The 19,757-nt window shown below is 34.4% G+C and carries 11 protein-coding genes and 1 pseudogene; 7 read left to right on the forward strand and 5 right to left on the reverse strand.

Annotated elements, in window-relative coordinates; genetic code table 11:
• Window positions 1-325: 325 nt before the first annotated feature.
• From ACQH6S_RS06290 to ACQH6S_RS06300, 3 genes and pseudogenes are all read left to right on the forward strand, one after another.
• Complete coding sequence (locus ACQH6S_RS06290) at window positions 326-3,235, forward strand: type IV secretion system protein (protein WP_425360235.1); 2,910 nt, start codon at window positions 326-328, stop codon at window positions 3,233-3,235.
• 223 nt (window positions 3,236-3,458) lie between these two features.
• Entirely contained in the window at window positions 3,459-6,113 is a 2,655-nt protein-coding gene (locus tag ACQH6S_RS06295) for a type IV secretion system protein (RefSeq protein WP_425360899.1), read from the forward strand.
• Window positions 6,114-6,139: 26 nt separating this feature from the next.
• A pseudogene (locus ACQH6S_RS06300) lies at window positions 6,140-9,364 on the forward strand (type IV secretion system protein); the annotation flags it as partial.
• 373 nt (window positions 9,365-9,737) lie between these two features.
• On the opposite strand, the gene ACQH6S_RS06305 reads toward ACQH6S_RS06300, so the two are convergent.
• The 5 genes from ACQH6S_RS06305 to ACQH6S_RS06325 form a co-directional block, all read right to left on the reverse strand.
• Complete coding sequence (locus tag ACQH6S_RS06305) at window positions 9,738-10,682, reverse strand: LD-carboxypeptidase (RefSeq protein WP_425360236.1); 945 nt, start codon at window positions 10,680-10,682, stop codon at window positions 9,738-9,740.
• A gap of 84 nt (window positions 10,683-10,766) precedes the next feature.
• Window positions 10,767-11,219: a 23S rRNA (pseudouridine(1915)-N(3))-methyltransferase RlmH gene (locus ACQH6S_RS06310; RefSeq protein WP_094649778.1), complete on the reverse strand. Its 453-nt coding sequence runs from the start codon at window positions 11,217-11,219 to the stop codon at window positions 10,767-10,769.
• Window positions 11,220-11,469: 250 nt separating this feature from the next.
• Entirely contained in the window at window positions 11,470-12,483 is a 1,014-nt protein-coding gene (gene asd / locus ACQH6S_RS06315) for an aspartate-semialdehyde dehydrogenase (protein WP_425360237.1), read from the reverse strand.
• A gap of 324 nt (window positions 12,484-12,807) precedes the next feature.
• Entirely contained in the window at window positions 12,808-13,458 is a 651-nt protein-coding gene (locus ACQH6S_RS06320; protein ID WP_425360238.1) for a nucleoside 2-deoxyribosyltransferase, read from the reverse strand.
• A gap of 461 nt (window positions 13,459-13,919) precedes the next feature.
• Window positions 13,920-16,256 (reverse strand): WH2 domain-containing protein, encoded by a 2,337-nt coding sequence (locus tag ACQH6S_RS06325; protein WP_425364430.1) that lies wholly within the window; start codon window positions 16,254-16,256, stop codon window positions 13,920-13,922.
• A gap of 138 nt (window positions 16,257-16,394) precedes the next feature.
• Between ACQH6S_RS06325 and ACQH6S_RS06330 the strand changes: the two genes are divergently transcribed.
• The 4 genes from ACQH6S_RS06330 (at window position 16,395) to ychF (ending at window position 19,748) form a co-directional block, all read left to right on the forward strand.
• A complete protein-coding gene (locus tag ACQH6S_RS06330; RefSeq protein ID WP_094648826.1) occupies window positions 16,395-17,006 on the forward strand; it encodes a 50S ribosomal protein L25/general stress protein Ctc in 612 nt (203 codons plus the stop codon).
• A gap of 312 nt (window positions 17,007-17,318) precedes the next feature.
• A complete protein-coding gene (gene pth / locus ACQH6S_RS06335) occupies window positions 17,319-17,963 on the forward strand; it encodes an aminoacyl-tRNA hydrolase (RefSeq protein WP_425360240.1) in 645 nt (214 codons plus the stop codon).
• A gap of 3 nt (window positions 17,964-17,966) precedes the next feature.
• Window positions 17,967-18,401 (forward strand): GNAT family N-acetyltransferase, encoded by a 435-nt coding sequence (locus ACQH6S_RS06340; protein WP_425360241.1) that lies wholly within the window; start codon window positions 17,967-17,969, stop codon window positions 18,399-18,401.
• Window positions 18,402-18,650: 249 nt separating this feature from the next.
• Window positions 18,651-19,748, forward strand: a complete 1,098-nt coding sequence (gene ychF / locus ACQH6S_RS06345; RefSeq protein WP_425360242.1) for a redox-regulated ATPase YchF — start codon at window positions 18,651-18,653, stop codon at window positions 19,746-19,748.
• Window positions 19,749-19,757 lie beyond the last annotated feature (9 nt).

Below are 19,757 nucleotides of genomic sequence, written 5' to 3' on the forward strand. Positions count from 1 at the left end.
ACCATAATAACATTATGATGTCGTCATTGCGAGGAGTACAAAAACCCCTAATGTCATATATGGCATTCAATGAACAATGGATTGCCACGACCACTACGTGGTCTCGCAATGACGGAAACACTTCTACCCCAACGTCATTGCGAGGAGGTCGTAAGATCGACGAAGCAATCCATACAAACTTCATGGATTGCCACGCTCACATACGCTCGCTCGCAATGACGCCACAAGGTAGATTACTTTGTTTGGACTTCACACCTTCTTGTAATTACGTCAATTTGTTATGGATAAATACTAATGGGGTTAGCTATAACTTGGATATTATCATATGAAAGGAAATTTATCAAAACTTATAATGTTACTAGGTCTAATTGCTTTATTGGTTAGCCTTGTTATGGTAGTGCTTGCGATGATAGGATCAGTAAAAATTACTAATGGTTGTCTTATGAGATATGATGACACACAGGGTGGTAATACCGATTATATTACTAATACGGTAATGCTTAACGCAACAGGAAACTATACTGTTATTACTGAAACAAACCCAGATGGTTCGCTCAATACTAAATATGATCCTAAGCATTACGGAGAATGGTTAAATACTAACCTAGCTGTTACAAATGGGCAGGAGATTCAGTTTTCAATAAAAGGCAATATAAGTCTCTGCAGGGCTTATATTCCCCCAAATAATATCCAACAACTTTCAGATTTGGATAGTAATGGTAACAGAATTGCCATTCCTAGGGTTGAAGAAACTAATGTGGAACCGTTATCTTTAATTTTTGATGCTAAAACTGATGAATGGCGAAATATAGCTGAATTATTTGTTAATGATGAGGTTGTAATATCAATTTTGCCGGATCAAAAGAAATTGCCAAATATGGTTAATGTTAGTGTAAAAAATATCTTTAAGTTTGTTAAGCAAGATGGTGAATCTAAAAATTTTATAGAAACAGCAGATTGCTCAGAAGGCAAGAGAAAATACAGTCCATTATGTGGTAGATATTCAATATATTATGGAGAGTATGTTAGTGGTTGTAGATTTGCAGAAAATTGTAATAATCCAAACGATTGTATTAATGTTACCCCACATGAGGTGTGTTGGAGTAAACCAGAAGACCGTGAATTAGGTTATGGGGTGTGCATACTAGATGGAGCCCATTTAGCTAGTTATTGGAGAACAATATGTGATAAGACTCCTTTTTGGGCTAATGTTATGGGGGAGGCACCAGAACCTTATCGAGATGATGGTTTTTTTACATCTCCTTGGTCTAGTGACGTTAGAAAATTATTTACGGATTTTCATCCGGAATGTTCTTACAATTCTAGTGCCTCATCTCGTACATGCCCAGATGTTGATCATAGTATTAAAGATAAAGCTTATATAGAAGGAGACTACCAGAAAAAAAGACATTTTTGGTATGCTGCTCCAACAGGTTTATTATACAGAATCGATAATAGTGGAACTCCATCTAAATCTTTAGGAACAGCCTATATGGTTGCTAAAATAAATGATAAAGACAAGGGGAATGATTCGGGAAATGATAGTAAGGTGGCTAATAGTAAATATCAAATTATTTTTAACGATATTATAACCGCTACAGCAAAAAGCTATTTACAATATCGTTTTTGGTCAAAATATTCTGACTATAGCCAAAATACTGGTGGTTATGTGTTAAATATTAAGCAAACTAAATGTCGAAGAAGTAATGGTAATAGTTTTGATGATGTTATAGAGAATCGTGGTGGAGTACAGTATTTAATAATGCCATATGGTGAAAATCCTAATAAAACTAGTACAATTTATAGCACTACTAATATTCAAGTGAAAGATGCCGATGGTAATGCAAAAATTACGGCGAATGATACTGGATATTTATGGATGAGAATTTACAATGCAAAAGAGGATTATAAAGAAAGTTATGGTAGGTACAAAGTAGAATTTCGTACATCACAAAAGGTGGGTAGCTTTACTTTTAATGTTCTAAATCCTTTATTTGAGTTGTTAAAAGGAAAAATCAAGGATGCTGCGGTAACAATTTTTAAGAACATGACTTGCTATGGTGGTGGAACTACTACTTGTAGTAACTTTTTTAACTATATAAAAGCAGTGTTAATTCTTTACGTTATGTTATATGGGGCAATGTTTTTACTAGGTATGGTTAAAATCAATCAACAGGATTTGGTAATTAGGATAGCAAAAATTGCCATAGTTAGTGGATTAATGAATGAGAGTACTTTTAGATTTTTTAATGAATATATATTTGATTTTATCACTAATTTTTCAGATGGGATCATCTCTAATATGAGTGGTTATAGTATGTTTTCATCTACGGATAAGATATCAAATCCTTTTATGTTCTTAGATGCATTAATGAGTAAAATATTATTTAGTAAAACTTTTGCTGGTCAAGTGCTATCTTTATTATCAATGGGCCTTAGTGGACTGATTTATTTTGTTATACTATTTATTAGTGTAATTATAGTAATCATTACCGTTCTTCGGGCGGTAGCAGTTTATATTATGGCATTTATGGCAACAGCTTTATTAATCGGCATAGCTCCACTATTTCTTACATTTATGCTATTTGATTTTACGAGATATTTATTTGATAATTGGGTGCGATTTACTTTTAGATATATGATAGAACCAGTAATCTTAATGGCAGGAATTATTATACTTACTCAGTTGTTTACAATTTACTTGGATTTTACAACTGGTTATAGTGTGTGTTGGAAATGTGCTTTACCAATAAAAATTCCATTCCCTGCCATTCCGGGTCTTCCTGCAATTTTCTCTAATTTAGAGATTTTTTGTATCAATTGGTTTGCACCTTGGGGGATGGATCCTCGTTCTGGGATGATGGGCTTGAATATGCAACATTATATTGCCTTGATTATTATTTCCTATGGAATGTATGGTTATGTTGAATTTTCTGGGCAAATGGTGGCAAAATTGACTAGTACTGCTGGACCTTCTGCTACCTCTATGGGGCAAAATATGTCATCGGCAATGGAGCAAGGAGCTTTGAAAAAAGTTGGTTTAGACAAACAAGGAAGAGACGCAATCAAGCAAGATGCTAGTAAAAGATTAAAAGATAGGAATAAAGCCCTTGATAAGGGTAATAAAGCTAGATCAAAAATTGATACCAAGGATAGTGATGGTAACAATAAGGCTGAAAGTTCAAATAATAGTGAAGGTGGTGGTGAAAGTGCTTCTAATACGAGTCCGAAATAATAATTGAAAATAAGTGAATAGGATGAGAAATTTTAGGTATTTAATTTTGTTGGTAGATTTACTAGACTTCCTGCATAAGTCAAAGATAGTTGAGGGATTTTTAGGAAAAACGAAGCCTGCTACCCTCGCGTACATAGACGATTGTTCGGAGCGGAGGCGAGTTTTGACGACAAAATCACCAACTAGATTGACTTATGCAGGAAGTCTACTATTTAAGGGGCAAATATTTATTGCCTTACTAGTTCTCTTAGCCTTTCATTCTGCCAAAGCCGATGATAGTAAATATGATTGGATGAATTCAACTTTAAGTGGGCTTGGTGCTTTATTTGCGACATGTCTAGAAGTACCAAAATTTAATGGTATGCAAGAAGGCAGAATTTCTTTAGACCTGGCAAAACCCAATACATGGAATTCTACCGGTAACTACGTTAAAAAAGATAGAGCAATTAAGTTTGAATGGAGTACTAGGGGAGCTGTAAGTAATCCAAGAAAATATTTGGTGATTTACCGTATAGATCCAAGGTTCAATAAACCTCAAATATTTATTAAAACTTTTAATTATTTAACTAATAAGTATGAAGCTAGTGATTTTCCAGGATTTAAGTCAACTGACCAAACGAAAGATTATGCAACTTTAGCATTTAATAAAATACAAAATTATGTAGACTATTTTAATTTTGCTAAAAACAGACAAAAAATTCATATAGAACAAGGTGATGTAATAAACATAACTCTTGCAGCAGCGGGAGAGTTTTTTAGTGCAGCTACTGACAAAGATATATTAAAAACAGAACTTGAGAGTAATACGCTGGGAATAGCGTCACTTTACACTAATAGTAACATTGATAATAAAATATTATATTCAACTACAGAAAAATTATGTAATGTTATTGATCCCTTAAGAAGCTTAGAGTGTAGTGGTACTGGAGCAAATACCAAATATAAGACATTAGATAAGCTAATATTAGTTGGTAAGCCATTAACTCAATCATCTATAGACCGTATGAATAACTTATCTGTTACAAATTGTCCTAATTCTGTTAATGATAATGATCCAGTATGCTTCTATGATCAAGGAAGAGGAATGAAGATATCGCTAGGTGGGAATGTCATAAAGGGAGAAGCAGAAAGTTTTGTATATTCTGAATCTTTAAAAAAGAATTTCTTATATTACAAGTCTAGCGTTGCCGGTAATTTGGATTTTTCAACTAATTGGTCAATTCAAGGTATGTTTACTGCTCTGGATAAGCCTCTAATGAGTGATTGGACTAGCTTTTCTAGTTTTGGTGAGCTTAGTTCTTATATTAATGGTTCTACTGTAGATTTGAGTGCTAAATTCTTACATTTTGGACGCTACATTATGATTGTAGAAGTAGGTAATGGTGATAAGGCTATTAGTAATACTCAACAAAAAAACATAGAAGTTGAATATGCTATAATGGAAGATGGTGGAACGCCAGATGAAAAATCGACCGTTGGAACACAAATTGCCCAAGATTTTTCAATTGATGCTGAAAAAGATGGCTATTTATGGATTAGAGTCAAGAATCCTAATAAAGAGGTGATGGGAGAAATTAGTGTAAATTATGCTAATTACACTGGAAGTACTTGGTTCTCAGATATTGTATATAAAGGAGCCGTTAAACCTATTACTGATAGTTTTCATAATTCTACTTGGCATTTCTATACTAAACTAACTAAAAACGTAACGTTACGACGAATCATCAAATCAGCATTAGTTCTCTATGTAATGATATATGCGTTAACCTTTTTAGCAGGTGCTACCCAGATAACGGCTAAAGATTTATTAACTAGGTTTATAAAAATAGCTTTGGTAGCAGTGCTACTAGGAGAAAATAGTTGGAGCTTTTTTAATGATTATTTATTTAGTGCCTTTATTGAGGGTACTGACTATATAATGAGCAATGTATCAGGACTCACTAGTTCTAAGTCTAATATTTTTGGTTTTATTGATCCAATATTTGACAAATATACCAATGGTAGATTTTGGTTATTATTGTTCATACAGCTATTACAAATCCATAATGGTCTTATTGTTGTTGCTATCATAACTATTTATTCTCTTACACTATATTTTAGAGCTATTTTGGAAGTTATCATAGGTTACGTTATAGCATATATTGGTCTTTCAGTGATGATATCTTTAGCACCATTCTTTATAATCTTGGTACTATTTGAAAAAACGAAAAGTATCTTTGATAACTGGCTATCTACTTTATTTAGTTATATGATGCAACCAAGCATATTATTAATATTCTTTTTATTAATAGATCAAGTGATGTCGGATCAACTTTTAAAAATTGTAGTTAGAGCATGTTGGAATCCAGGATTCTTACCAATAGCTATAGGTTTAGATTTAACACATATAGATATACCAATTAATTTTTCTTTTAGTTTGCCATTTTTACCTGGGATACCTTTTTTTAGTCCATCAGTTACAGAAATTAATGATTTAAACGATTTATTAAATTCTACAGGTACATTTTTGGTAATATTTACCAGTTGTTTGTTATTCTATGCTTATTGCCTAATGGCTCATGGGCTTGTGGATTATGTTACTAAAGTGGTTGTCCTATTGACTAATGTACAACCTGCAAGGCGGGAGGGGAATTTCCAAGAGCCTGATAATCCTACAAAATCTATTATGCAGGATATGGGAACTGTAGCAAAACCTATTAAGGATGTAGCTCTTGCCCCAGCGAGAATATTTAAAGACAAGGTAATCGATCAAAATTATAGAGCAAAGGGTAGAGAGGACTCTGAAAATAAAAAAGAATATACAGGCAAAATATTTGCCTCAAGACATGATTCAGATGGTGGTGGAGCAGGTGGCACACCACCTACTAAACAGGAATAATTACTATTTAAGCCTAGGTTTTATAAATGAAGAATATTTGTACTATTTTGTTAATTTCTATATTTTGTCTTTCAGGGTGTACTGGAGATAGGTGTATTGATGCAGATGATTTTGGTTTTATAAAATTTGTAATTTCTTCAAGATACAAAAAAGAACAGTTAAGTGAGCAACAAAAAGATAATCAATCAGCTCCTTGGATCGATACTGGATATAGTGTAAATGGTCAACCACTTACTATATTAGTAAAAACTTGGGATTTTGCTAAAGGAGATAAAAATAGCCCTTCAGAATTATCAGCTTGGTGTGCATGGTATGGTCAGGAAAATAATACCAATACTTTATCTGAATTTTGCAAGAGATTACAACAATGCCAATTTATAGATGGCATAATGTGTACTAATACTAAGGATGCAAAAGTTAGTAATGCCCCATGCTTATTTAAAAATGGAGTGGGGTTATATTTATTGATTGCTGAGTATGATACAGACCCTAATATTTCATTTCAGAAACAACGTGCACCAGATGGTATTACTGCCCATCTTGGTGAGCCTACTGTTAATCTGTATGACCTTACTAAAAGAGGTGAGTTAGTAAAAGCTGGAGGGATAAGTTATAATTATGAAAATGTCAACAAAGATGATTACGATAAATCTCCATTATATTTCAAGATTTTAGATAAGTTTTACGATGATAATAATGGTCAGTATCGTGTAGTTATTAAATCTGGGGTTAATGATACTAGACCAGATCCTATTGACTTTTTAGTAAATTTAATAAAAGTTGAGTTATTTGGTAAAGGAGAGGAACATGGGTTAGTTAGGAAGATTTACGAGAATATTATTAAAAAACCAGGATATCGTTTATCTGTTTCGGCTTTGTTGACTTTGTATGTTATATTTACAGGCTTTTCTTTTCTAATTGGCAATGTTAATCTCACCCATACTGAGCTAATAATTAGAATAGTAAAAATTAGTATAGTATCTACTTTACTTAGTTCTACTATTAGTTGGCAATTTTTCCATGATTATTTGTTTGTGTTTTTTGTAGAAGGGGTAGAACAAATATTACAAATAATTAAACAAACTGCTGCGACCGGGCCAGGTTCTTGGAGTATAATAGGCTTGATGATTGCTCCACAAACTATGGCAAAATTATTTTCATTACTGTTCGTTGATCCATTAGGGTTTATATATATAATTCTATTCCTGATAGCTCTTTATTATATCTTCATGATGGTATTTAAGGCTACTGTTATATATCTTACGGCATTGATAATTATTGGGATGATTATCATAATGGCACCAATATTGATCTGCTTTATGTTATTTGGTATTACCCGTTCATTGTTTGAGAACTGGTTAAGGCAGCTAATATCATATGCTATACAACCGATTATATTATTTACTGGTTTAGCATTTATTTCAATGATTATCAGAACAGAAATATATTCTTCACTTGGTTTTGGTGTATGTAAGTATGACTTCCCAAATTTAGGTCCGATAAATGAACTATTTGGTAGTATTAATGAAGACCTAGATACTAGTCTTGGAGACTCGATATTTTATTGGTGGTTTCCATCTCCAATGAAAGGTAACCAATTTAGTAAAGCAAGAGCTGATATATTAGTACCTGTTGATCATCGTGTAAGGGATAATTCACCAGAAGGTCGTTCGCCGGAGGGTAGACTATGTTCAGCTTATGAATGTCAGGAGAATAGATATATTGAGTTACCATTTTTAGATCCAGTCAAAGATTTAGCAAGAATTAACAACTTTTTTAATGGTAAATTTGTTCAGCTGGATGGATTATTGTTAATTTTTGTATGTGTTTATTTACTAAGTAAATTTAATGATATAGCTGTTTCAAGTGCTAAATTCTTATCTAGCACATCGGGTAATCTAACAAATTTACAAGCGGTTGGACAAGCTGCTTTTGCCCCTATTCAGCAACAAATAGAGAGACCTACAAACTATGCTTTTGGGGCTGTCAAGAAAAGGGCGGATCAACAAGTTGAGAAGGTAAGTATGTTTTTTGCCGGTAAGTATGAAGATTGGAAGATGGGGGGTGTTGCCCAAGAAGCACTTGACCCCAAATCAGTAAATTCGAGTGTTTTAAGTGAAGTAAAAAGAAATTACGGTATAGATTATAAAGACGTTAATGTTAAAGCTGAAAGTGATTATCACAGAGCTATTAACGAGGTTATGAAAACCATTAAACCTGATGAACCAGTTAAAGAATTTACTGGCAATAGTTATTCAGCACTTCGAGATCATTTAGCAGCTCTTAAATTTGGTGAAGGTAAAAAATATGATTCTCTTAATGAAGATCAAAAGAAACAACTTAATGAGTCAATGAAAACTAAAGATGGTAAGAGTTTACGAGAATTAGCCAGTGATGCAAAGTTTACCAAAGATTTCCAGCAAGCTTATATGAATTCGCATCAAGAAATGTCAAAAAGAGGAGTAGGATTATTTGGTAAAAATATAGCTCCTCTCAGAAGTTGGCAAGATATGAACAAGCGTGTTGAGGAAAAGAGAGCGTTACGGGATAGAAAACGTAGGAATATAGGGGAGAAAATATATGCTGGTTATGAAGGGTTAAAGCGGGAAGCTCTGACGGCTGTTGTTGGTAAGGATTTACGTGATGCTTTTGAGGGTAACTTGACTGGGGCTGAGTGGGAAGATTTTAACTATAATGATCCAAGACTTAGAACCCATAATGAATCACTTAAGGATGATCAACGAGCTTTGGAACATCAAAAACTTAAGACAAAAATCAATAAAGAAACTATAGCTGTTCAGGAAGATATCGCATCTCCTGAATATCTAGCTAAACTTGAATTACAGGGTAGAATAGCAGATATTGATTATTATGAACAATTAACCAACAAAGGTCTTTCCTTTCAGGTATATAATGCTCTTGCTCAAGGTGAAAATGATGGAGAAAGTCCAGTATTAATGGGAGAAAGATTTATGCGAGAGAAAGCAACAGATACTCAAACTCGTGAAATGATTGACAATGCCCATAAGATTGAGCAAAGAATGATTGATGAGGATAGATATATACGTAGACAAGAACATTATGATATTATGCGTGAGAAAGCCGAAAGTAATGGTGATAGTCAATCTTTAGAATATAGTAAAGCAGTACTGAAGAAAATAGAAGAAAGAAAAGAGCTTATTAAAAGTGAAGTGAAATCGCATGTTGATGGGATCAATCAATATCGTTTAGCTGCTAAAATGTCTAAATATGAAAATGATTATAGCTAACCCGGCTGTTCATCCTTTATGACATCTAACTTTTTTGTCATTTCTGTGAAAGTCTTGTGTCATTCTTAGCAACGGTGGGAATCTGAGCATAGCACCCTACAATTTTTTATTTATTTCCTTATGATGAGTAAGAAAGCTGACTGCTAAGCGTCATTGCGAGGAGCTACTTTAGTAGCGACGAAGCAATCCATGAGAATTAGTATAGATACATCAAGACTATATGGATTGCTTCGTAGGCTCACGCCTTCTCGCAATGACGTTTTTATGCTGTTTAATACTTATAGAATAAAAATTGTAGGGTGCTATGATCTGAGACCCCTGCGTAAGCAGGGGTGACAAGAGAGAGGGGGGTTATTTAATAGCATTGCATTATTAATTCAAACTGATTATCATCAGTAACAATAATTTTTGTATCAGTGTTGTAGATAATTGGATCATTAACTCGTTCATGACCGAATCTATTGGTCTTAAATATTGGGGTTTTTAAGGTAGCTGCAAAATCAGTAAGAGTCCTAATCATGGTCTCGTTATCATTTCCACAAGTTCCAAATATTATAGCGTTTACTTGTTCTAACAGCCCTGCTTGTTTTAAATGATATAAGATACGATCTAGTTGGTATGGCTTTGTATCAACATCTTCCAAGAAAAGTATCTTATTTGCCGTTTTTATTTGCCATGATGTACCTATAGATGTTTGTACAATGCTTAGATTACCGCCCGTAAGATTACCTGTAACGATTTTACTGGATTTTGCTGCAAGGTTAAGTGCGGATAATCCTTTAATTTTAGCTTGAGTTTCTTTACCAGAAATTATTTTTGCTATTTTTATAAAATTTTGACGATCTTTAGTTGGCTTAAGTATTTCAACGATACCATTACCATGAATTGTCTTCCAACCCCATTCTTGCGAAAAGAAAATATGTAAAGCTGTCATATCACTAAATCCTATAAAAAACTTTTCCTTTATCGGTTTCTTTAAGCGTTGTAAGTCAGGAATTAATTTAGCTGAACCATACCCCCCACGAAGAGCCCATATTACGTTATTTGATTGATCAGTTAAGGCCTTTTCCAAACATAATAATCTTGTTTGATCATCGGAAGAATGGAATAGGCTTTTTCCTTTAAAGCAATCATTTGGAATGTTTAGTTTTAACGAAGTAATATTTCTCAAATTAGATAATATTTCATTGCTGACTCCTGAAGCAGGAGCAACAACAGTAATTTTTGTATCTTTCAATAAATTAATAAATTCTGCATTATTCTTGTTGAACTCTGAATTAGCAAATGCTGATAAGGACATAAAAATAACTGGTAGGAAGATTGTCTGAATTGTTAGGAGCCTAATATGTAAAAGATAATTGTTAAATTTCATAGAGTAGTATACCTATTTATGATATGGATGGTTTTCTATTATGGTCTGAGTCCGATATATTTGTTCTAATAATATTATTTTTGCCATTTGATGGGGCATAGTCATTTTTGAAAGGCTAAGATGGATATTTGCTTGTTCAAGAATCGATTTATCTAAACCGAATGCACCACCAATAATAAATTGTATATTTTTACCTGATTGCAAATTATTTGTTATTAATTTTGTAAATTCATGACTATTATAATCATTACCAATAATGTTTAGTACTATTTTACAGGATTTTTCTTCTAAAAATTCATTAATTAATTTACCTTCAAATTGTTTGATTTGTTCAGCTGGTAATTTTTTTGAATAACAAATTTCTGTGGATTTTATATTATACTTTATCAATTTTTGATAATCTCTGGCAATTGGCTGATAATAATTATTAAGTTTACCAACGGAAATTATTTGTATTTGTCTCATTATTTTATTATTGATTAATTAATTTAATTATACACCAAAAAAGTTATGCACTAAGTAAAAGTTAGAAATTTATATTGACTTTTTATATATTTTTAATTAAAATGTTAACGAGCTTTAATCTATACTTTAAGCAATTATGGCAACATATCTTGGCTATCAATAACATATAAAACTGACCTTAGCATAGTTACCCAAAATAAGTATTTTTTATTTACCCACAAAGTTATCCACAATTTATTCTGATTATTTGTCAAATATACTTGATTAGCTCTTCAGCAATATGCACAGCATTTAAAGCTGCTCCTTTACGTAAATTATCAGCTGTAATCCATAAATTAATGGTGTTTTTTTGACTATGATCTTGTCTAATTCGTGAGACATAGACCATATCCGTACCTACTACATCTTTGGGAGTGACATATTGTATTGGATCTAAATGACAATTAACCTCAATAGAGTCTGATTCTTTAAGAATCTCTTTTACTTCTTCCGCATTTATTGCCCCACTAAATTCAACATTAACTGAAATAGCATGACCAACAAACACCGGTACTCTAACACAAGTTACACTAGCTTTAGCGTGTGTTCCTATAATTTTTTCTAATTCCAGGGCGATCTTAGATTCTTCACTAGTAGAACCATCTTTATTAAAGCTACCTATATGCGGGAATAAATTAAAAGCTATTTGATGTGGAAAAACTTTAGGTTCAATGTCCTTAAAAACATATTTTGCCTTGGTTTGTTCATACAATTCTTCCATTCCTTTTTTGCCTGCTCCAGAAGCTGACTGATAGGTTGATATAACCAGTCTCTTAATCTTTACGGCATTATCCAAAGGCTTTAACGCGGTAGCTATGGGAACAGTACAGCAATTAGGATTAGCTATAATATTTTTAATAGTATAATCTTTTAGGCTAGCCAGATTAGCTTCTGGAACTATCAAAGGAACATCAGGATCAAGTCTGAAAAATGATGATTTATCGATAACTACGCAGCCTTGCTTGGTAACCATGGGTATATATTTCTTTGATATTTCTGATCCGGCTGAAAAAAAAGCAATATCAATTTTACTAAAATCTACACTATCTATATCAGCTATTTTTATAGTACCATCTCCAAAACTAACCTCTTTACCATTAGATTCACTCGATGCTATAGCATAGATATTATTAATTGGCAAACTTCTCTCAAATAAAATTTCTAGAGTTTCTCGCCCAACATTACCTGTTGCCCCAACCACTGCGATATTATATTTTTTTGTCATATTTACTTAATTTAATTGTTTTATCCATTAGTCAATTGATGGTGACGTCGTCGCTCCATCGCTCCTAGCGCCAAATTCTCATCAATTGACTATAGTATAGATACACCAAGACTATATGGATTACTTCGTAGGCTCACGCCTCCTCGCAATGACGTTTTTATGCTGCTTAATACTTATAGAATAAAAATTGTAGGGTACTATGATTACTTATAGGCGTCGCTCCATCGCTCCTGCTACCCAATCCTCCTGAATTGACTATAGGAGGTTGTCGAAGAATAAAAATTGACCGTATTTAGGGTAAATTCTCTATTCTCCGACAGGCTCCTAGTGTGTATCTAAATCATTAAGTATATGAAAGTGCTTATCTAGCATTTTCTTATCTAAGTTATCAGGCAACACTAACGGCAGTGTAGCAAATACTTCATCTAATGCCTTAATAATAGGCTGAGCTATAAGAAGAGATAATGCTTTTGATATACTGTGTACATCACCTGAATGCTGCTTATGGAAGTCTTGATATTTTATCACTATATCTTCAATTATAACAACTTTAGCACGCGGATAATTTGACATCATCAGATTCCAAGGATTACCCTGAGTCCTTTTCTGATCTCCCCCTAATCTAATATCACTTCTATATAATACTGCAGGTTTATCTAAAAATTTACTTTGAATAAATTCTACTATTGTACCAGAATCTGGGTCTGTGCCGTCAAAACTAAATATGCCTCCATCAGCTTCTTTTATAGCTTTTAAATCATTATTTTTTATGTGTTTAGCATGGGTATCCCTTTGCTCTAAATTTTGAGGTAGTATAAATTTATACTTACCACTAGATGCCTCCTCTATGGCAGAAGCTAAATATAAATTACCTATAAGATCCTTATTAGTAAATAATGGACCTGCAAAATACAGATTATAAGATTTCTTAGTTACACTGTTATTAGAAGATTCTACAGAATGATGATTGATCATATATTAAAAACCCATTTAGTTAGAGATAATTTAAAGTATAGTGGGCAAGAAATCAAGACAAAAGAAAATAATTTTTTCTAAATTTTCTTTAGTATAAGTTCAATGAATTAGTTGCTATAGATATAGTCAATTGATGAGAAGTTGGTGACGTCGTTACTCGCCTATCATTTATAGGCGTCGCTCCATCGTTCCTGCTACCCAATTCCCCTGAATTGACTTAGTTTAAGAAAATAAAGTAGAAAAGTCGTCATTGCGAGGAGACCTTAGGTCGACGAAGCAATCCAAAAAACGATTAAAATGGATTGCTTCGTCGGTCTGGCGACCTCCTCGCAATGACAGAAGGGTAGTTGTCACCCCTGCGTAGGCAGGGGGCTTAGCTTCTCGCCATACCGTCATTGCGAGAAGCCACTTTAGTGCCATTGAAGGCAATCCAATCCTAGACTGTCTTAATGGTTGTCAGCCTATTTACCATGTCCTACAGGTCGTTTAGGGGGAGGAGGCGGTGTAGGAGGGAGCTTATTGGCTCCTGTAACATTCTCGGGTTTAGGGATAGTGGCTGCAATAGCTTTTACTTCTGCCTGAAGCTCTTTAGGGAGCTCTTCTTTTTTTGCTGCCACTTCAACAACAGGCTTAGCTGATAAGTCAAGAGTCTTATTATCATAGTTCTCTTTAAGTTCATTTAGCTTTTCAACGATATCTGTTTGTTTCTTTTCCTGATCAACTTCTTCCCATCCCTCAAAATCTTCCTCCCTGAAATCTTTCCCAATAAATTCAATTAGCTCTTTTTTGGTCTCAATATTTTTAGTCTCCGGAAGTTCAGCATGAAGTGTCTTAATAAGAGCAGATTGATCGATATCTTTATTTTCAATAAACTCCACAAGGTCAGCATGTGGGTGTTCATCATCGTCATCATCTTGGAATGCATGTCTTCTAGCAAGTATTGCGTCTTTCAGAGATTTTTCAATAGAAGGTTCCTCTCCTTCTTTAGTTTTATCTACAGCATCTTTGTGTTGTTTATCTATATCATCTACCTTTTTAAGTTTTACTCCAGCTCTAATTGCAGCTAATAGAGTACCTCTTTCATCTTTCTCCTCAGGCACTGCTACTGCCGGCTGTTTCTCCTTAGGCACTACTACTGATTTAAGTTGTATTCCCTTATTAATTTCATCTAATAGCTGCCCACGATTCTCCTGCCCTTCTATTGGGTTTGCTGCTGCCGGGTTGTTAGTTTGACCAGGTGGCGGCGGTGGTGGAGGAGGTGGTGGTGGCGGTTGATAAAACCCTCCATCTGGTAGAGGCGGCGGAGCTGGTTGGGCTGCTGTCGGTGGCAATGGTGGTGGCGGTGGTATTATTTGGGGTTCTTGATGAGCCCCTTGTTGTAAGCCTGGTACATGTAGTGGTGGCGGCGGTGGTGTTGGAGGTATTTCCGCTGCAATATTTGGTTGTGGGTCAGCTAGATTCTGCAACGACGTAGTACGTACAGGTGGAGGTGGAGCATGCCGTTTTGTTGACGATGGCATAGATGCTCGTCTAGCATGTTCTTCTGGTTGTGGAGCATTTATATCCGGCAACGAAGTAGTATGTGTAGAAGGTGGCGGTGGAGCTGGACGTGTTGGTCGTGGTATAGAGCCGGCTGCTTGCTGAGAACCTATACTCCCAGGAGGTAGAGGCGGTGCTGGTGGTATTGTGTTTTGTTGCTGAACAGCTTGGTTTGGTAATGAAGCGTTAGCTAAAGGAGGTGGTGGCGGGGCTTGACGTAGTGGCACCGTCTGTAGATTAGGCATTGATGAGTGCAAGGTTTGCGACTGAGTCTGCTCTTGACCAATCGTAGTTAGTAATGGTTCTGAAATAGAAACTGTTCTGGAAAAAGCTAAATCAATTTTACTACTTAAAACTTTCACTGCATTGGACTGCTCGTTTGATAACTTTCTTTCTGTCAACTTCTCTAATTCTTTATGCAACTTATCTTTTCTAGCTAGTTTTGAACTCTCTATGTTCTTACCAGTGAATTTTAAAGCATTATCAATATGACGTAACGTTTCATTGTTTTTGGTTACGGTTTTTTCTAGAATTTTTTCCGGAGTACTTACAAAAATATGCTTGATTTTTGTTACAATTTGTTTAAGACCATCTAACCAAGTTGATGGTAATTCTTGTTGCAATTTTGCTAATTGTTGTTTTATAGCAATCAGCCCTTGCACTTTATCATTAGCATTTACCAGTTTGGTGATGTCTTTTTGTATTTGGGTTAGTTGTGTTCTTTCGTGCATTAATGCTACAGCTTCATTAGCATTATAAATTTTTGGTACAATTTCCCTAAAATTTTCTTGGGATACAGCTAAGTTGTTCAACTGTTCTTGTAATTCTGCTGCTGTTTCTTTTTGTTTATCCGATAACTCTTTTTGCAAAATCTTATCCAACCCTTTCTGTAATTCTTTATCGATGATTACTTGTAACGATGAAGATTTTTTTCCTATTTTTTTTAATGTATCGTCAACATCTGTAAGTATCTCTCTGTTAATTTCTCTTTTCTCTGCAGAGATCTGCTCATCATTTTTTATAAAAAGATATTTTATCTGTGGAATAATTTGCACAAGTCTTTTAAACCAAGGTAAAGATGGTGCTTCTTTTTTTAGCTTTTCCACTTCTTGTTTTAACTGTATACTGTCCTCCAGTTGTTTATTAGCCTCGAGGAGTCCACCTATAACATTCTGCATCTTTGTTAATGCAGCGGTTTCTTTTAATAATACAGCTTCTATTTCTTGTTGACCTTGATCTTGATTTTGATCTTTTGACATGCAAATACTCCCTATATAACTTTACTATGAACGTCTATAGTAACCAATTGACAAACAACTTGTCAAATTAATACTTGAATTTTTTAGCATTTAGTACTATCATTACCTAATATTATTAAAATCTCTTGGGAGAAAAAGATGAGTGAACTATTAGAACTTGCAGCGGAAATGCGGGAGAAATTTGGGACAGGAGCTGCAAGAGACCTACGCAGAAGAGGTATGGTTCCTGCTGTGGTTTATGGAGCAAATAAACAGCCACTTGCTGTTTCTATTGAAGAAAAAGAAATAACTAAGCACTATAGAAAGCCTGGTTTTATATCATCCATTGTTCAAATTAAAGTGGGGAACAAAACCCATAAAGTATTACCAAAAGCTGTAGAATTGCATCCGATTACTGACATAGTTAGGCATGTTGATTTTGTCCATTTAGAAGAAAAAACCCAAACAATGGAAGTTCCAGTAGTTTACGAAGGTAAAGAAAGAGCTTTAGGAGTTAAAAGGGGAGGGTTCTTTAATATCATCAAAAGAACTATGACTCTTTTATGTGATGTCAATAATATACCTAAAAATATTAATATTGATGTTAGCAATATGCTAATAGGTCAGTCTTTAAAAGCTAAAGGCATTAAATTACCTGAAGGAACTCAGCTAGCTAGTAAAAGTGATTTTATTATTGCTACTATCATTGGGCGTAAGGGTAGTAAGGCAGAAACTGAAGAAACTGCAACTGAAGAAGTAAAAGCAAAATAATTATATAACCGTCATTGCGAGAAGTGTGTAAGCTTTAGCCGTCATTGCGAGGAAGATCGTAGGTCGACGAAGCAATCCATATGACAATTTATGGATTGCCACGCTCACATATGTTCGCTCGCAATGACGTGTATGCATCTCAAACGTCATTGCGAGGAGTCGTTTTATGACGACGAAGCAATCCGTTTTTGTGTTATATCTGCCCTTAGTGTCACCCCTGCGTAAGTAGGGGTCTAGATTCCCGCCTACGCGAGAATGACAATAGTGGGTGGAAATGACAATAGTGGGTGGAAATGACAAAAGGTCGTAATAATGACATTATCAAAAACGCATGAATATCCCTCAATTATTGGCGAAGCCAATTCTTCAAAGCCTTCAAATATATATTCAAATCAGAAGAGTGTACTTGTTGTAGGTTTGGGAAATATAGGCAAGGAGTATCAAAATACTCGTCATAACGTTGGCTTCATAGCTGTCGATTATTTATCAGAATACTATAAAATTTCTTGGAATACAAAATCCAAACTTCATGCAGAACTGGCACAAGGGATAGTGGACGGACAGAAATTACTATTGGCAAAACCTGTAACTTATATGAATCTGTCCGGTAAAGCAGTACAAGCCATATGTTCTTACTATAATATCAACCCACCAAATATTTTCGTTTTACATGATGATATAGATTTAGAAATTGGTCGAATAAAATATAAATTAGCTGGTGGTAGTGGTGGGCATAATGGTTTAAAATCATTGGATCAGTGTATAGGGAATGATTATCACCGTATCAGAATTGGGGTAGGAAGACCATCGGCGTATGATGATGTATCGGATTACGTCTTAGCTCCTTTCTCTAAAGAAGAATATAAAATTATTATCAGTTCCATTGAGGTAATAACCAATAATTTCCATTTATTGCTTTCAGGCAAAGTGGAAGAATTTAACAGGAGTGTAATTTAAATCATGGAGAAACCATTAAATTTACAGATAATCTATGCAGATAATAGCATAGATACACAATACATGAAGGTAATGGAGAATGGTTTAAATGAGCAGGCTAAAGTCAAGAAGGGGCTTGATGTTATAAAATCATTTTCCTTTGCCTGTTTTGATAATGATAAAAACTTTGTTGCTGGTGTAGATGGCAAGAGTTTTTATGATTGTTTGTATGTTGACATGTTATGGGTTTCTGAGAATTTTCGTGGTCAAAATTATGGTACTTTACTGATGGCAAAGGTGGAAGATGTAGCACGAGAGCGTAATTGTAAATTTATGACTGTATGCACTACCGATTGGCAAGCCAGACCATTTTATGAAAAATTAGGCTTTAAATTAGAGTTTGTAAGAAGTGGCTATGCTAAAGATTCGGAAGTATATTATTTGAGGAAAGATTTATAGCTTCCTAGCATTACTTCGTCATTGCGAGAAGCCACTTTGGTGGCGACGAAGCAATCCAAGAAAATGGTTAGAAATGGATTGCTTTGTCGGCTTACGCCTTCTCGCAATGACGTTTAAATATAATATCGCTAATAGACGTATATATACCCCCAGCGTCATTATGAGAAGCCACTTTGGTGGCAACGAAGCAATCCATGGTAAATACCAATTGGGTTAACTATATGAATAGAAATTTATGATATTAGATTTATGACATTAAGATGTGGTATTGTTGGTTTGCCAAATGTAGGAAAATCAACTTTGTTTAATGCTTTAACTTCCAGTGTTGCAGCAGAAGCGGCTAATTATCCTTTCTGCACTATAGAGCCAAATTCGGCTATAGTATCAGTACCGGATATTAGGCTAAATGAGTTGGCAATTGTTGCTAATTCTACTAAAATTATTCCTACTTATATAGAAGTCGTCGATATTGCTGGCTTGGTACAAGGGGCTAGTAAAGGTGAGGGGCTTGGTAATAAGTTTTTATCTCATATACGAGAGGTCGATGCTATTTTGCACGTATTACGTTGTTTTGAGGATATAGATATTACTCATGTGCATAATAAGATTGATCCAATATATGATGCTGAAATAATAGAAACAGAATTAATTTTAGCCGATCTTGAATCGGTAGAAAAACGTTTAACGAATGCTGAGAAACGTTTAAAAACAGGCGATAAAGCTTTAAAAGATCAAGTAGAGTTATTAAAAGAAATTCAAGCAACTCTAGCGATAGGTAAGCCAGTACGCAGCATCAGCAAGGCTTATAGCAAAGAAATGTTAGATCAATTGCAATTATTGACTTCTAAGCCAGTTTTATATGCTTGTAATGTCTTGGAAAATGAGGCGATTACTGGTAATAAATTTACCGAGCTTGTAGCAAAAAAAGCTGAAGAAGAAGGGGCAAAACATGTCCTCATTTCATCGAAAATTGAAGCGGATATTGCAGTTTTGGAAAGTAAAGAGGAAAAAATTGAGTTCTTAAATAGTATAGGGCTTGCGGAAACAGGTCTGAGTAAAATTATAAGAGAAATGTATAATTTATTAGATCTAAAAAGCTTTTTTACTGTTGGACCGAAAGAAACACATGCCTGGACTTTTAGTAATGGTACACTGGCTCCTAAAGCAGCTGGTATTATTCATACTGATTTCGAGAAAGGTTTTATTCGGGCTGAAGTCATTAGCTATCAGGATTATATAAAGTTTAATGGGGAAGTAAAAGCTAAAGAAATGGGTAAAATGCGTTTAGAAGGTAAAGAGTATAAAATGCAAGATGGAGATGTAGTGCATTTTAGGTTCAATGTTTAAATCAAGGGT

It is taken from the genome of Candidatus Tisiphia endosymbiont of Mystacides longicornis (genome assembly GCF_964031095.1).
Classification (GTDB): Bacteria; Pseudomonadota; Alphaproteobacteria; order Rickettsiales; family Rickettsiaceae; genus Tisiphia.

What these genes read in the sequence shown, in the direction of transcription:
- pth (WP_425360240.1), top strand. Translation starts at nt 17,319, where the DNA reads ATGACATTATCAAAAACGCATGAATATCCCTCAATTATTGGCGAAGCC.
- ACQH6S_RS06325 (WP_425364430.1), bottom strand. Translation starts at nt 16,256, where the DNA reads ATGTCAAAAGATCAAAATCAAGATCAAGGTCAACAAGAAATAGAAGCT.
- ACQH6S_RS06305 (WP_425360236.1), bottom strand. Translation starts at nt 10,682, where the DNA reads ATGTCCTTATCAGCATTTGCTAATTCAGAGTTCAACAAGAATAATGCA.
- ACQH6S_RS06330 (WP_094648826.1), top strand. Translation starts at nt 16,395, where the DNA reads ATGAGTGAACTATTAGAACTTGCAGCGGAAATGCGGGAGAAATTTGGG.
- ychF (WP_425360242.1), top strand. Translation starts at nt 18,651, where the DNA reads ATGACATTAAGATGTGGTATTGTTGGTTTGCCAAATGTAGGAAAATCA.
- ACQH6S_RS06310 (WP_094649778.1), bottom strand. Translation starts at nt 11,219, where the DNA reads ATGAGACAAATACAAATAATTTCCGTTGGTAAACTTAATAATTATTAT.
- ACQH6S_RS06290 (WP_425360235.1), top strand. Translation starts at nt 326, where the DNA reads ATGAAAGGAAATTTATCAAAACTTATAATGTTACTAGGTCTAATTGCT.
- asd (WP_425360237.1), bottom strand. Translation starts at nt 12,483, where the DNA reads ATGACAAAAAAATATAATATCGCAGTGGTTGGGGCAACAGGTAATGTT.
- ACQH6S_RS06320 (WP_425360238.1), bottom strand. Translation starts at nt 13,458, where the DNA reads ATGATCAATCATCATTCTGTAGAATCTTCTAATAACAGTGTAACTAAG.
- ACQH6S_RS06340 (WP_425360241.1), top strand. Translation starts at nt 17,967, where the DNA reads ATGGAGAAACCATTAAATTTACAGATAATCTATGCAGATAATAGCATA.